Below are 14,005 nucleotides of genomic sequence, written 5' to 3'. Positions count from 1 at the left end.
GCAATCGGTCCTGGTGCCAGGCGATAACGGCGGCGGGGCGCATAGCGAGCAGTTCCTCGAACGCCGGACGGACCTTGCCGCTCGTGGCCGAGATGTCGTTGTCGGTCAGCACCTTGACAACCTTCAGGCCGAGCTTCTTGGCGAGTGCGCGGCACTCATTCAGCTGCCGTTCGACTCCAGCACCCTCCCCCGTTCGATCGAGGCTGATCCTCGCGTAGATGACAGCGGAATCGGGCGGCATCAGGGGTTTTCCTGCGGTTTTGCTCATGCCCTCAGTTTAGTTGGAATACCCCCAGAACGATATAAGAGGGAGGCCGGCCGTCATGAGGGTGATGAGCACCCACCCTGGCACGTCCCCTCGCTCATCGTCCGCGAGCACGTGTGGGCGTGCTCCTGTTTGTCGCGACGCTGTCGTCGCTCGAGTTCGCATCATCTCCGTCGTCCCTTCTCTCCCGTTGCGGCAGCGTCGTGTCCGTTTCGTGCTCTCCCGTACCGGCAGCACCGAATCCGCTTACCGCTCACGACCTGGCCTTCCGCAGGCGCCCGACCCCGGCACATCGATCCCCATCAGAAGCCGCTCTCCAAGACGACGATGCCCGGAAAGACGGCGAACAGCACGGTGACCGGAAGGATGAGGAACACGAGCGGCACGAGCATGCCGATCTCCTTCTTGCCCGCTTGCTCGAGCAGGCTGCGTTTCGCCGACTCCCGTGCATCCGTCGCTTGTGCCCGGAGCACCTCCACGACGGGCGTGCCGCGCTCCAACGCGGTCACGACCGAGTCGACGCAGCGCGTGAACGCGGGCATGCGGATGTCCTTGCTCGCCTGCACGAGCGCGGTCGCAAATGGCACACCCATTCCGGTCTCAGCGACCACGCGCCCCAGCTCACGGGCCAGTTCGCCCGACCCGGTTCGGGCGACGCGACGCATGGCGTCGAGGATGCCCTCTCCAGCGCTCAGCGACAGCGTGAGAAGTTCCAGCACGGTGGGGAACTCCTCCGCCATGCGCGACAAGCGGCGAGCGACCCTGCGCGACAGCAAGCGATCCGGCAACAGGAATCCCGCGACCGCGAAGATGAGCGGCACCGCGACCAGGAGCGCGGGCGGCAACGCGCCGACGGCCGCACCTATCCCCGCCAGCACGGCTCCGCTCACGAGCGCGCAGAGCGACCAGGCCACCTGCCGTAGCCGGAACTCCTCGACGGTGAGCGCGCTGGCGCTCTGCCGAAGCCGCGCGGCGACCGCATCGCTACCGCCGAGCATCCTCGAGGCGCCGACGCGAATCGCTTCGACGACCGGCGCGAGCACCGACCCGATGACGGGCAGCGGATGCACGGTGCGCCGTTCGGCGTGTGCACGCGCCGCCTCGGAGACGTCGGCGAGATACGGCGCGACTCGGTCGGCCAGACGGGCGCGACGCATCCGCGGCAGGAGCGCGACGAGCGACCACAGCCCGAGCCCGAGGGCCATGCCGCAGACCACGCCCCACGCCAGCTGGCCGCTCATCGAAACCATCTGCGCTCCTCGGGGAGCCTGCCGATCGCGAGCATGACCCGGTAGGCCAGGAGGGACACGACGAGTCCGACGGCGATCACGACGGCGCCCATCGGGGTGTTGTACGCCACGGATGCCTCCGGCCGCGTCGCGAGGAGGGCCAGCACGAGCCATGGTGCCGCCACGCCGAGCCGGGCGGCTCCGACCGTCCACGATTGCCGTGCCTCGATCTCGGCGCGCACGGCAGCGTCATCGCGCAGGGACGCGGCGAGCGCTTTGAGCACGGCGACGAGCTCGCCGCCGCCCACTTCGCGTGCCATCTTCAGGGTCTCGATGATGCGGTCGGCCACCGGATCCGACAGCGTCGCCTTGAGACGGTCGGCAGCCGGAGCGAACAGGCCGCTCGACCGGTAGTCCCGTTCGAAGGCGGCGAACGCTGCTTTCGTCGATTCCGGCGCCGTTCGAGCGAGCGCGGCAACACCGTCCGGAAGCGCAAGACCGGAGCGGACCGCGGAGACCAACTGCTCGACAACGTCGGGCCACATGGTGCGGTTGGCGCGCGCACGCGTGGCCGCGCGCCACGACACCACGCTCCAGGGGAGCCATCCGCCTACCGCAGCCAACCCTGCCGACAGCGCTAAGACGCCGAACAGCGCGTGGGCGACCGCGAAGAAGACGAGTGCGATGAGGGCGCTGACGATGATGAACGCGGCAGGGGCGAGTCCGGGCATCCCGGCAAGGGCGAGTTTGCGGCGCAAGCCGTCGGAACGAGGTCGCCGCTGTCGCGTCCGTCCCGGCCAGAGGAAAGGCGATGCCGCCAACAGAAGGCCGGCGCCCAGCGTCGCGCCGAGCGCGATTCCGGCTGTCATCGCGCCAGCACCGTGGCCGGGTCGAGTCCGGCCGCCTCGAATTTGGCTCGCTTGGTCGGATATCCACCGGTGACGGCAAGCTCGCCGTCTCGGAGCCCGAAGACGGAGCTCGCCTCGATGACTCCGCCGCTCACGCCACCCGTCGGCGCCAGGATCTCTGTCACCCGTCGCCCGCCGTCGCGCTCGAGCTTGCAGAACACGACAATGTCGACACAGGAGGCCACGGTCGGCACGACGAAGCCCGCGTCGATGTTGCGACCGGCAAGAAGAGGCAGCGTGCAGAGCTTGGCCAGTGCCTCGCGCGCACTGTTCGCATGGATGGAACACGCTCCCGGCAGCCCGGAATTGAGCGCGAGAAGCAGGTCGAGGCTCTCGGCCTCGCGCACCTCGCCCACGATCAAGCGGTCCGGCCGCATCCGCAGCGCCTCCTTGATCAGGCGTCGCAGCGTGATCTCGCCGCTTCCCTCCAGGCTGGGCTGACGGCACTGCATGGCCACGACGTCGGGGGCGGCGAGGTCCAGTTCGAACGTCTCCTCCACGGTGACGATCCGCTCACTCGGTCGCGCCGACGCCAGCAAGGCGCCGAGCAGCGTCGTCTTTCCGCTCTGCGTTGCTCCGGCGATCAAGATGTTCTGGTTGGCGAGCACGCACATCCGCAAGAACTCCGCCGCCTGCCTGGTCAGCGAACCGACGGCGACGAGACGACCCAGATCGCGGATGCGCCGGGAGAATTTGCGCACGTTCACGGCCCAGTGCATGCGCGTGACATCGGGAATCACGACGTGAAGTCGAGAGCCGTCGGGCAGGGAGGCATCCACGAACGGCGACGAGACGTCGACACGGCGCCCGGATGCCTGCAGCATGCGCTCGACCAGATCGCGCACCTGCGCGTGACCGAGCACGAGATCGAGCTGCTCGGGCCGGCCGTCTCGTGCGACGAAGACGCGATCGGGAGCGTTGATCCAGATCTCCTCGACGTCCGGGTCGTCGAGGTAGGGCTGCAGGGGGCCGAAGCCCGTCAGCGAGGCGAGCACCTCCCTCTCGGTCCGCACCTCGTCCGCCACGAGCGGCAGGGTGCCGCCGAGGGCGTGCTCGGCATACCGGCGCACCTCGTCTCGCGCGTAGGCCGCAGCGCGCGGAGAGTCCGACGCGAGGTCAACCCCGTCCCTGCGCACCCTGTCCCGCACACGGTCGGCGATGAGGCGCACGGGATCGGTCATGCCGTCATGATGCAAGCTCCCTGACCGCGTCCGCCGAAGTTATCCACATCGACGGCTCGGATGCTCCGGATGCCCGCGACCGCGGCGCCGAACCGCGCCGGCGCCGTCCGCCGGCTCCGGTTTCGCGGCCGACTATGCTGATGGGCGCCCTCGCGGGAGTGGTGAAATTGGCAGACACGCAGGATTTAGGTTCCTGTGCTTTCGAGCGTGGGGGTTCAAGTCCCCTCTCCCGCACCGTCACTGCCGCCCTGTTCGGCCCCTTGAGCGCTTCTTAGAAGTCAGCGCGCAGTCTCGAACAGACGGGCGTTCCAGTGCGCCCATTCGGGGGTGAGGCGCCGCCGATCGTAGGGTTAACACCCGGGTTCGGCGCACAGGCGCTCGCTAGACTCACTGCAAACACCTCATCGACGCACTGCTCACCGTCACATCCCTCAGCTATCGCCGACGACACCGGTTGCCGCGTACGGCGGGCGCCGACGACAGGAGATCCGTGTTCCACACCGCACTCATCCCGTGGCTCGACCCGAATGTGATCATCCACTCGGTGGGCCCTTGGTCTCTGCTCGTGGTGTGCGGCATCATCTTCGCCGAGACCGGCCTGCTCGTCGGGTTCGTGCTGCCGGGCGACACGCTGCTGGTGATCAGCGGCATCCTGACGTTCACGAACATGGTCTTCGGGCTGCAGATCTGGTGGGTGTGCCTGCTCATCGCGTTGGCTGCATTCCTCGGCGGCGAGGCCGGCTACTTCATCGGCCACAAGGCCGGCCCCGCCATCTTCGAGCGCAAGGAGACAGGCCTCTTCAGCATCGAGAACGTCAAACGCACGAACAGCTTCTTCGAGCGGTTCGGAGCCCTGGCCGTCATCATCGCCCGGTTCGTCCCCGTCGTGCGCACGTTCGCTCCGGTGGCCGCCGGGGTCGGCCACATGAGCTACCGCCGCTACACGGCGTACAACGCGATCGGCGCCTTCCTCTGGGGCGCAGGTCTCACGTTCTTCGGATGGCTGCTCGGCTTCATCCCGCCGGTCGCGCACTTCGTCGAGAAATACATCGACCTCATCCTGATCCTCGCGGTGCTGGTGACCGTGGTCCCCGCGCTCGTGCACTACCTGCTCGGCCTGCGCAAGTCGCGCAAGCTGGCGAAGGCCGAAGCAGCCGATGCTCGCGACACGGACGCGACGGGCGACGCGAAGAACGAGGATGCCCACGACTCGGCCGCGCACCGCGCCGAGACGTCGAGCGCGGCGGTTCCGCACTCGGGAGCGAACACGGCCGCATCGAGCACCGGAGCAGCAAGCACCGGCGCATCGAACGGCGGTATGTCCAGCGCCGAGCGCCCGCTCACCGCTGAGCCGGAGACGTTCCGAAGCCCCAAGCACAGCGCGACCAGCGCCGACTGATCCCCGCGCCGACAGATCCCAGCGCCGACGGCGGGCTCGCGCAGCCCGCCGGTGCACACCATCCCGGTCAGCGGTGCGTGTCGCCCTCGTGCGCGGCGTGCTCCGCGGGCTCCAGCTGGAACGTGGAGTGCGCCACGTCGAAGTGCGCGCTCAGGCATCCGTCGAGCTCGTCAAGGAGAGCGCCGGCCCGTCCTTGTGCGAACACCTTGGGCGAGACGACGACGTGCGCCGAGAAGACCGGAGCGCCGGATGTGATCGCCCACACGTGTACGTCATGCACGTCCACGACACCGGTGGTACCGAGGATGTGCTTGCGGATCTCCGCCACATCCGTGGATGCCGGCGCAGACTCGCTCAGCACGCGCACCACCTCGCGCAACAGCGACAGCGCACGCGGCACGATGAGCACGGCGATGATCAGAGACCCGACGGAGTCGGCCCACTCCATGCCGGTCGTCACGATCACGATAGCCGCGACGATCGTGGCCAGCGATCCGATCGTGTCGCCGAGCACCTCGAGGTACGCGCCTCGCATGTTGATGGATGCCTTCGCACCGCCGCGCAGCACCAGGAGACCGGCGACGTTGCCGACGAGACCGGTGATCGCGATGGCGAGCATCCAGCCGCCCTGCACCTCCGGATGCCCGCCGAGACGGAGGGCCGCACCGATGGCGACGCTCACCGCGACGCCGATCAGGATGAGCGCATTCACGAGCGCACCGAACACCTCGACGCGACGGAAGCCGAACGTCTGGCGATCGGTGGCGGGACGCGCAGCGACGGTGGCGGCGACGAGCGCGACGACGAGGCCGACGAGGTCGCTCACGAGGTGGCCGGCATCCGCGAACAGCGCCAGGGATCCGCTCAGCGCCGCTCCGACGATCTCGAGCAGGAACACCGCGAGCACGATCGCGATCACGACGAGGAGGCGTTGCCTGCTCGAGCCGTGCGCGCCGTGATCGTGGGACTGTGACATGTCTCCTCAACGGTAGATCGCGGCACCCGGGATGCACCATGTGCGGCGCGCCGCGCGTGTCACGTCGGCGAGACTCTCGGTCGCCGATACTCCCCGGTCGGCGAGGCTGCCTGGTCGATAAGGCGCCCTGGTCGGCGAGGCTCCGTGGTCAGCCGCCGAGCAGCTGCTGCAGCGCCGGGACCATGGCCCGGAAGGCACGCGCCCGGTGGCTCTGCGCGTTCTTGACGGCCGGCTCGAGCTCCGCGGCGGTAAGCCGGGATCCCGCCGGCACGAATGCCGGATCGTATCCGAATCCGTTGGCGCCCCGTGGCGCGCGCGCGAGCACGCCGTCCCACTCGCCTTCGACGGTGCGCTCCTCCCCCGGCTCGCCATCTGCCCCGGGCCGCACGAGCGCGATGGCGCAGGTGTAATGGGCTCCGCGGTGGCGATCGGGAACGTCGGCGAGCTGGGCGAGGAGGAGCTCGAGGTTGCCGGCGTCGTCTCCGTGTCGCCCGCTCCACCGGGCCGAGAACACGCCGGGTGCACCGCCAAGAACGTCGACGCAGATGCCGGAGTCGTCGGCCAGCGCCAGCAGCCCGGTGTGTGCTGCGGCGGCCCGCGCCTTGATCAGCGCGTTCTCGGCGAACGTGATCCCGTCCTCCACCGGCTCCGGCCCGTCGTATTCGACGAGCTCGACCTGCTGCAGGTGCTCGGCGATGATGGCGGCGAACTCCTCGAGCTTGTGCTTGTTGTGGGTGGCCAGCACAGCCCGCACACGGGTGGCGGACGGGCCCGCGACGCCCGCGTCGCTCACGAGGCCGCGACGTCCTGGTCGTCGTCGCCCGAGCCGAGCGCCCGGGACTGCAGCGAGGCCAGCTCGCGGCATCCGCTCTCCGCCAGGTCGAGCAGCGAACCCAGTTCGCGGCGATCGAACGGCGCGCCCTCCGCCGTTCCCTGCACCTCGACGAAGAGACCGCGACCGGTGACGACGACGTTCATATCGGTCTCGGCACGCACGTCTTCGACATAGGCGAGATCGAGCATCGGCTCACCGTCGATGATGCCGACGGAGACGGCCGCCACGCTGTCGATGAGCGGATTCGCGCGCTGGGCGATGAACCGGTGCTCCTTGCCCCACGCCAGCGCATCCGCCAGCGCCACATACGCTCCCGTGATCGCCGCCGTCCTCGTTCCGCCGTCGGCCTGCAGCACGTCGCAGTCCAGCACGATGGTGTTCTCGCCGAGCGCCTTGGTGTCGACGACGGCGCGCAGGCTCCGGCCGATCAGCCGGCTGATCTCGTGGGTGCGGCCTCCGATGCGGCCCTTCACCGACTCGCGGTCGGTGCGCTCGTTGGTCGAGCGCGGCAGCATCGAGTACTCGGCCGTCACCCAGCCCTTGCCCTTGCCGCTCAGCCAGCGCGGCACGCCGCCGGTGAACGACGCGGTGCACAGCACCCGAGTGCGCCCGAAGGAGATGAGCGCGCTGCCCTCGGCCTGCTGACTCCAGCCGCGCTCGATGGTGATCGGGCGCAGCTGGTCGGGGGTTCTGCCGTCGGCTCGGATGATCTCGGTCACCGCTCCAGCCTATCCGCGCGCGATGCATCGTCGGCGCGGCGCGACTCCGCGCTCGTCACGGCGACCGCGCGGTCCGACGTCGGGCGATGCCTGTGGTCCACGACACAGCAGAGTGCTCAGCGACGCAGCTCGCGCAGGTCGATGGCGCCCGTTCGCACGACGTCGACGCTCGACACGTCGGTGCCGAGCATGCGATGCGCCAGGCGCACGAACGACTCCGTGTCATCCCCGGTCGCTTCGTAACGGATGCTCGGCTCGCCCGCCGCTGTGCGTTCGAGCCCCCGGGAGACCAGCACGCGGTACACGTCATTGGCCGTCTCGACGTCGCTGGACACCAGTGCGACGTTCTCGCCCATCACGTACGAGATGGCGCCCTTGAGGAACGGGTAGTGCGTGCATCCGAGCACGAGCGTGTCGATCTGCGCCTGCTGGAGCGGCCTCAGGTAGTCCGAGGCGACATCCAGCAGCTCCTGCCCGCTCGTCACGCCCGACTCCACGAACTCCACGAACCGGGGGCACGCCTGCGTGAAGAGCCGTAGCTCAGGGGCTGCGGCGAAGGCATCCTCATACGCCCTGGAGTTGATGGTGCCGAGCGTTCCGATCACGCCGACCCGACCGCTCCGTGTGGTGGCGACGGCCCTGCGCACGGCAGGCTGGATCACCTCGACGACCGGCACGTCGTACCGCTCCCGCGCGTCGCGCAGCATCGCGGAGGATGCCGTGTTGCACGCGATCACGAGCATCTTGACGCCCTGCTCGACGAGAAAGTCCAGGGCCTCCAGCGCCAGCGCGCGCACCTGCGCGATCGGCTTCGGGCCGTACGGAGAGTTCGCCGTGTCTCCCACGTAGAGCACGGACTCGTTCGGCAGCTGATCGCGTACGGCCCGAGCGACCGTCAGGCCGCCGACGCCCGAGTCGAAGATCCCGATCGGGGCATCCGTTGCAGCAGGTGACACAGCTGACAAGCCTAGATCCTGTCTCTCGGCGCCTGCTGCCTTCGCCGCCGACGGGAATGGCCCAGCTGGTCCTAGGCTCGTCATCGTGACGCCAGCACGCGAGCGCCGCTCCTCAGCGCTACTCACGGACCGTTATGAACTGACCATGCTCGATGCCGCCATGCTCTCAGGCGCTCATGAACGCGAATGCGTGTTCGAGGTGTTCGCCAGGTCGCTGCCCGGCGGCAGGCGCTACGGCGTCGTCGCCGGCATCGGTCGCCTGCTCGAGCTGATCGAACGGTTCAGGTTCGAGGATGCCGAGCTCGACTGGCTGCGTGACAACCACGTCGTGCGCGAGGAGACCCTCGACTGGCTGGCGGACTACCGGTTCAACGGCACGATCCGGGGCTACCGCGAGGGCGAGCTGTACTTCCCCGGCTCCCCCATCCTCGTGGTGGATGCGCCGTTCGGCGAGGGCGTGCTGCTGGAGACCCTCGTGCTCAGCGTGCTCAACCACGACTCGGCGATCGCCGGCGCCGCCGCCCGCATGGTGTCGGCGGCCGCGGGGCGTCCGGTTGCGGAGATGGGGTCGCGGCGAGCGCACGAGGAGGCGGCCATCGCCGCCGCCCGGGCTGCGTACATCGCCGGTTTCAGCGCGACTTCCAACCTGGAGGCGGGACGTAGGTGGGGCATCCCCACGATGGGCACCGCCGCCCACGCGTTCACGCTCCTCCACGACAGCGAAGAGGATGCCTTCCGCGCTCAGGTGCGCTCCCTCGGCCCAGGAACCACGCTGCTCGTCGACACGTACGACGTGCACAAGGCGATCGAGACGGCCGTGAAGGTCGCCGGCACCGAGCTCGGCGCCGTGCGCCTGGACTCCGGCGACCTTCCGGTGCTCGTCGCCTCCGTGCGGGCGCAGCTGGACGCACTGGGCGCGACGAACACGCGCATCACCGTGACGAACGACCTCGACGAGTTCGCAATCGCCGCGCTGCGCGCCTCGCCCGTGGACTCCTACGGAGTCGGCACGTCGCTCGTCACCGGATCGGGAGCCCCCACGGCGGGCATGGTGTACAAGCTGGTGGCCAGGAAGGACTCGGCCGGCGAGTGGATCCCGGTGGCGAAGACGTCGACGGGCAAGGCATCCATCGGAGGCGCCAAGATCCCGGTGCGGGCGCTCGACAAGGTCGGGGTCGCCGTCGCCGAGGAGATCCACATCGTGCAGAGCCCCGGCCCTGTTCCGCAGGGGAGGCGACTGCACGTGCCGCTCATGCAGAACGGAGTGGCCGTTCCGGAGCATCTCGGCGCCGAGGGCGTCGAGTCCGCCAGGCGCCACCACGCGCTGGCGCGCGACGAGCTTCCCGAATCCGCACTCCGGCTGGGCCGAGGAGAACCCGCGCTTCCGACCGAGTACGTTTGAGCCGGCGCCGCTGGCGCACTCGGCGGGCTGCTCACCGCTCGGCTTGTCGACGCTCGGCTACGCGCCGCTCAGCTTGGCGTCACTCGACTATTCGCCGCTCAGCGTGTCGCCGCTCGGCTTGCGTCATTCGACTCCCCGCCGCTCCGCTACTCGTCGCTCAGGCCCTCGTAGATCTTCTTGCATTCCGGGCACACCGGGAACTTCTGCGGGTCCCGGTTGGGCGTCCACTTCTTGCCGCACAGCGCGATGACGGGCTTGCCGGTCACGGCGGACTCGAGGATCTGCTCCTTGCGCACGTAGTGTGAGAAGCGCTCGTGGTCGCCGGGCTCCATCTGCTCGTTCTGCAGCAGCTCCTCGAGCTCCCGGTCGAGAGTCGCGGTGCCGCCGCCTTCGGGCGCTCCGCCGGGTCCGCCCGGCTCTGCGATGCTGTTGTCGACCATCCGTCCAGTTTAGGCGGTGAGCCCGGTCATCGAGGCCCTGCTCACACCCCTGTGGAATCACGTCGTCAGGCGTTGCGCAGCGCGAAGCCCATGATCTCCGGCCCGCGCTTGTTGAACGCCATCGCGCCCAGAAGAACGCCGCCGACGAACACCACCACTCCGATTCCGAGTCCCGTCACGAGGCAGCGCACGAACCACGCCGGGTCTTGCACGACGCCGAGCACCATCATCGCAACAGGCACACCGGCGAACAGCGCCGTGAGCGCGAGGCTGAGGAACTGGGCGAGCGTCGCCGATCCGCCCGTGTGCTGCGGATGCGAGAACGCACTGTCGCCCGGCCGCGGCGCGGCGTAGGGCGCGAGCGCCGACGACACGCTGGAGAGCCCGAGTCCGGTGAGCACCAGGCAGGTGCTCACGCCGATGACGGCGGGCAGAACGTCCCAACTGCCGTACGCGAGAACCGTGAGGATGCTCCCCACCGCCACGACGGGCACGGCGATCAGCACAACGGGCGCAAGTCGCCCCAGTCGGTCCGCCACTCCGCTCGTGCCGGAGGCGATGTGCAACCAGATGGCCGTTCCGTCGTAGGCCACGTCGTTGTGCGCTACCCATCCCACGAACAGGCAGATGACGGGCAGCGGGATGAGCGCGACGTCGTGCGGCCGCACGGCGCCGGAGATGAGCAGCGCGGCGACCATGATGAGCGGGAACAGCGGAACGAGGACCAGCTGCACCCAGTACCTCGAGTCGCGACCCCAGTACGTCAGGCTGCGAGCGGCGATGACACCGGCCGGACGCGACGGCATCCTGCCGAACCAGCCGAGGCCGACGTATGACTTTGCCTGCACCTGATGGTCGGGAGTGACCATCATGTGCGCGGCGAGCGCCCACCACGCCAGCGCGATGACGGCCAGTGTCGCCAGTGCGACCACGAGCTTCAGCACGGCGCTCCCCCACTGGCCGTCCGCCGCATCGCCGCCGACCGCCCAGACGGCGCCCAGCGGCGTCCAGCTGAGCCAGTCCGCCGCCGCGTGCACGACCTTGAGGCCGTCGCGGCTCCAGTTCAGCGTGACGAGGAAGAACAGGAAGGGGGAGAGCATCACGATGATCAGCACGGCGATCGTGGCGCTGAACTCGCGGGCGCGTCGTGTCGTCAACGCGAACGCCGCGACGGACGAGCTCAGTCGGCCGAGAAGAACCCAGGTCGGCACGCAGATCACGGCCGCGACGAACGCCAGCACGGCGGCGCCGGGATACGCCGACCAGGTCACCACCGTGAACAGCGCGCAGATCGCGAGCACGACGGCCGGCACCGACGCCAGCGCCGTGACGCCCAGACCGACGGATACCTGCCTGGTCTCGAGACCGAGCGCGGCGTACGACCGGGGATCGAACGTGCCGTCATGCCGGGTGAACAACGGAACGAGCAGGAAGCAGAGCGCAGCAACGGCACCCGCGATCACGAGGATGTCGCGCACCAGTTGGCCGTCGGCGGCCGTGCGGGCGGACGCGAGCACCCAGCACACCACGACCGTGGCAGCGGCCGTGTAGAGCAGCCCCACCACGAGACCGAAAGCATGCCAGCCGCCGCGCCGGAACCCGCTGCCCAGCGAGGCGAGCTTCAGTCGGAGAAACTGTGCAGCCATTCGAGCCCCTCCACGGCCTTGCGGCCGCCTGCGAGTTCGATGAAGCGGTCCTCCAGCGTCTTCTCGCCGCGCACGTCGTCCACGGGGCCGGAGTCGAGCACGACGCCGCCCACGATGATCGCCACGCTGTCGCAGATGCGCTGCACGAGGTCCATCCCGTGGCTGGAGAGGAGCACAGTGCCGCCGGCATCCACATACCGCTGCAGGATGCCGGTCACCGTCGCCGCCGACACCGGGTCGACGCCCTCGAACGGCTCGTCGAGCACGAGGAGCCTCGGCGAGTGGATCATGGCCGCCGCGAGCGACACCTTCTTGGTCATGCCCGCCGAGTAGTCGGCGACGAGCCGTCCCATGGCGTCCTCGATGCCGAACGCCGTGGCGAGATCCGACGAGCGCTGTCGCGTGGTGGCGGCATCCAGGCCGCGAAGGGTGCCGGCGTAGTACAGAAGCTGGGCGCCGGTCAGTCGGTCGAAGGTGCGCAGATGGTCGGGCAGCACGCCGATGACGCGCTTGGCCTCGCGTGGGTGTTTTCGGGCATCCACGCCGTTGACGGACACGGAACCCGAGTCGGCTCGCAGCAGTCCTGTGATGATCGACAGCGTCGTGGTCTTGCCTGCGCCGTTCGGCCCCACGATGCCGTACAGGGATCCGGCTCGCACGCTCAGATTCACGCCGTCGACCGCGACGACGTCGCCGTAGCGCTTGTGCAGGCCGTTCACGGCCAGCACGACGGGGGCCGTCGAGGGTGGAGCGGGGCGCGCGGGCGGGAACGCCCTGGTCTCGGCTGCGCGACGCGCCCTGGCCCGGTGCGCGGATTCCGACTCGGCTTCCGCGGACGCGGTTGCTGCGCCGGCACCTGCGAAGGCGTTGCGGTCCACCGTCTCCACCAGATATTCGTCGCTCGCGGGGCTGGCGAGCGCCTCGTCGCGCTCGTCGGATGCGTACACCTGCTCGACGACCCAATCGGGCACGTCGGACCGACCGGTGCGCGTGGGACCCGGCGCAGCAATGGTCGGGGCCTCGGTTTCGATCGCGACATCGGTCTCGGTCTCGCGGACGAGCTCGGCCAGCAGATCCGATTCCTCGGCCGCGGTCTGCGAGTCGGCAGCTTCTGCCGCCGCCGAGGCTGCTGCCGCGCGGCGTCGCCTTCCGAACAGGGTGATGCGCTGACGGGAGCCGGTGTTCTCGTCGACGGGCGAGGAGTGCGCGGGCATCGGGCCCGTGTCGACGTCGGGATCGCCCGTCTTCTGCTGCGAGGCCTGCTCGCCGACGAGTGTGGCGGGCTCGATGCCGCTCGGGGCTGACTCGACGGCGAGCGCAACATCGGGAGGCGCAACGGGAGAGGCCGGAGTGGCAGCGGGTGGCGCCCCTGCCGAACCGCTCGCGACAGCCTCTGCCGCCGTTGCCGAATCGCCAGGCGGCGTGATGCTGCCGGAAGACGTCTGCGTCGGTTCGTCGACGGCTGTGCGCGCCTCGGGTGCACCGGCGACCACACCCGTGCCCTTCGTCGCGCGAGCGGTGTGACTCCGCTTGCGTGCCGCACCTCTCGTGCCACGCGGCGCCGTCGTCACCACGACCGGAGCCGACTCGCCGCCGGCCGCGTCGCCAACGACCGAGGCATTCGCTGCGGCACCCGTCGCCCGTGGCCTGCCACGACGATCCTCTGCTGCGCCGAGTCCTCGCGCCCTCACCACACGGGCGTCGGGGGCCTTGGCGCCGGAGCTCTCCGCTTCTTCGAACGCCTCGGCGCCACCCGCGATCGTTGCCTGCGGGTCTTCTTGCACGCGCCCTACCCCCGTTACCGTGGTCCCCTCGAACCCATGAGCCGCACGGATGCGACCCCGCGCTTACCTGCTGCACCAGCGGGGCACGGTCCCCTTCGTCGGCACCGACCGACCCGGGTGACCTCCCCCATCGGAGCCATCGAATTCCTTACGCTAACCTACCAATCGCTTCCTGGACACCCCTGGCCGGAACGCGACGTCATGCGGTGTCATGGCATAGGAAGGACAGGCGATTCCGCACGGCGGAGCCGTTCGCCGGGACGGA

At 69.4% G+C, this 14,005-nt stretch carries 12 protein-coding genes, 1 tRNA gene and 1 pseudogene; 3 read left to right on the top strand and 11 right to left on the bottom strand.

What is annotated here, in order from left to right; all coding sequences use genetic code 11:
* The 4 genes from VHB92_RS10480 to VHB92_RS10465 form a co-directional block, all read right to left on the bottom strand.
* The coding region (locus VHB92_RS10480; protein ID WP_325453694.1) for a recombinase family protein at window positions 1–268 on the bottom strand (268 nt) is incomplete at its 3' end.
* Between the two features lie 299 nt (window positions 269–567).
* On the bottom strand, window positions 568–1,515 hold the full coding sequence (locus VHB92_RS10475; RefSeq protein WP_325453693.1) for a type II secretion system F family protein: 948 nt from the start codon (window positions 1,513–1,515) through the stop codon (window positions 568–570).
* The gene (locus VHB92_RS10470) at window positions 1,503–2,363 is read right to left on the bottom strand and encodes a type II secretion system F family protein (RefSeq protein ID WP_325453692.1); all 861 of its coding nucleotides are present in this window, start codon (window positions 2,361–2,363) and stop codon (window positions 1,503–1,505) included. The genes VHB92_RS10475 and VHB92_RS10470 overlap by 13 nt, the downstream gene beginning before the upstream one ends.
* Window positions 2,360–3,583: a CpaF family protein gene (locus VHB92_RS10465; RefSeq protein WP_325453691.1), complete on the bottom strand. Its 1,224-nt coding sequence runs from the start codon at window positions 3,581–3,583 to the stop codon at window positions 2,360–2,362. Before VHB92_RS10465 ends, VHB92_RS10470 begins: the two co-directional genes overlap by 4 nt.
* A gap of 152 nt (window positions 3,584–3,735) precedes the next feature.
* On the opposite strand from VHB92_RS10465, the gene VHB92_RS10460 reads away from it, so the two are divergent.
* Window positions 3,736–3,817 (top strand) — tRNA-Leu (locus VHB92_RS10460).
* A 256-nt stretch (window positions 3,818–4,073) separates the two neighbouring features.
* Window positions 4,074–4,751 (top strand): annotated as a pseudogene (locus VHB92_RS10455) (DedA family protein); the annotation flags it as partial.
* A gap of 298 nt (window positions 4,752–5,049) precedes the next feature.
* On the opposite strand, the gene VHB92_RS10450 reads toward VHB92_RS10455, so the two are convergent.
* The 4 genes from VHB92_RS10450 to murI all read right to left on the bottom strand — a co-directional run bounded on the left by VHB92_RS10450 (window position 5,050) and on the right by murI (window position 8,477).
* The gene (locus tag VHB92_RS10450) at window positions 5,050–5,958 is read right to left on the bottom strand and encodes a cation diffusion facilitator family transporter (RefSeq protein WP_325453690.1); all 909 of its coding nucleotides are present in this window, start codon (window positions 5,956–5,958) and stop codon (window positions 5,050–5,052) included.
* A 148-nt stretch (window positions 5,959–6,106) separates the two neighbouring features.
* Window positions 6,107–6,751, bottom strand: coding sequence for an RdgB/HAM1 family non-canonical purine NTP pyrophosphatase (gene rdgB, locus VHB92_RS10445; RefSeq protein ID WP_325453689.1), 645 nt, complete (start codon window positions 6,749–6,751; stop codon window positions 6,107–6,109).
* On the bottom strand, window positions 6,748–7,512 hold the full coding sequence (gene rph, locus VHB92_RS10440) for a ribonuclease PH (RefSeq protein WP_325453688.1): 765 nt from the start codon (window positions 7,510–7,512) through the stop codon (window positions 6,748–6,750). The genes rdgB and rph overlap by 4 nt, the downstream gene beginning before the upstream one ends.
* Window positions 7,513–7,628: 116 nt before the next feature.
* The gene (gene murI / locus VHB92_RS10435) at window positions 7,629–8,477 is read right to left on the bottom strand and encodes a glutamate racemase (protein ID WP_325453687.1); all 849 of its coding nucleotides are present in this window, start codon (window positions 8,475–8,477) and stop codon (window positions 7,629–7,631) included.
* 136 nt (window positions 8,478–8,613) lie between these two features.
* Between murI and VHB92_RS10430 the strand changes: the two genes are divergently transcribed.
* Entirely contained in the window at window positions 8,614–9,870 is a 1,257-nt protein-coding gene (locus VHB92_RS10430; protein ID WP_414653098.1) for a nicotinate phosphoribosyltransferase, read from the top strand.
* A 146-nt stretch (window positions 9,871–10,016) separates the two neighbouring features.
* Here VHB92_RS10430 and VHB92_RS10425 read toward each other — a convergent pair whose 3' ends face one another.
* The 3 genes from VHB92_RS10425 to VHB92_RS10415 all read right to left on the bottom strand — a co-directional run bounded on the left by VHB92_RS10425 (window position 10,017) and on the right by VHB92_RS10415 (window position 13,740).
* Window positions 10,017–10,310, bottom strand: a complete 294-nt coding sequence (locus tag VHB92_RS10425) for a DUF3039 domain-containing protein (protein ID WP_325453685.1) — start codon at window positions 10,308–10,310, stop codon at window positions 10,017–10,019.
* A 65-nt stretch (window positions 10,311–10,375) separates the two neighbouring features.
* The gene (locus VHB92_RS10420; RefSeq protein ID WP_325453684.1) at window positions 10,376–11,956 is read right to left on the bottom strand and encodes a hypothetical protein; all 1,581 of its coding nucleotides are present in this window, start codon (window positions 11,954–11,956) and stop codon (window positions 10,376–10,378) included.
* Window positions 11,932–13,740 carry an ATP-binding cassette domain-containing protein gene (locus tag VHB92_RS10415; protein WP_325453683.1) on the bottom strand — a complete coding sequence of 603 codons (1,809 nt, stop codon included), beginning with the start codon at window positions 13,738–13,740 and terminating at the stop codon, window positions 11,932–11,934. The genes VHB92_RS10420 and VHB92_RS10415 overlap by 25 nt, the downstream gene beginning before the upstream one ends.
* Between the last annotated feature and the right edge of the window lie 265 nt (window positions 13,741–14,005).

The sequence above is a fragment of the Humibacter sp. genome, assembly GCF_035547335.1.
Lineage (GTDB): Bacteria > Actinomycetota > Actinomycetes > Actinomycetales > Microbacteriaceae > Humibacter.
This window is presented reverse-complemented; position numbering and strand designations above follow the sequence as displayed.

Excerpts from the sequence above, each read along its gene's own strand:
- VHB92_RS10475 (WP_325453693.1), bottom strand. The coding sequence starts at position 1,515 with ATGGTTTCGATGAGCGGCCAGCTGGCGTGGGGCGTGGTCTGCGGCATG.
- VHB92_RS10470 (WP_325453692.1), bottom strand. The coding sequence starts at position 2,363 with ATGACAGCCGGAATCGCGCTCGGCGCGACGCTGGGCGCCGGCCTTCTG.
- VHB92_RS10465 (WP_325453691.1), bottom strand. The coding sequence starts at position 3,583 with ATGACCGATCCCGTGCGCCTCATCGCCGACCGTGTGCGGGACAGGGTG.
- VHB92_RS10450 (WP_325453690.1), bottom strand. The coding sequence starts at position 5,958 with ATGTCACAGTCCCACGATCACGGCGCGCACGGCTCGAGCAGGCAACGC.
- VHB92_RS10430 (WP_414653098.1), top strand. The coding sequence starts at position 8,614 with ATGCTCGATGCCGCCATGCTCTCAGGCGCTCATGAACGCGAATGCGTG.
- VHB92_RS10425 (WP_325453685.1), bottom strand. The coding sequence starts at position 10,310 with ATGGTCGACAACAGCATCGCAGAGCCGGGCGGACCCGGCGGAGCGCCC.
- VHB92_RS10420 (WP_325453684.1), bottom strand. The coding sequence starts at position 11,956 with ATGGCTGCACAGTTTCTCCGACTGAAGCTCGCCTCGCTGGGCAGCGGG.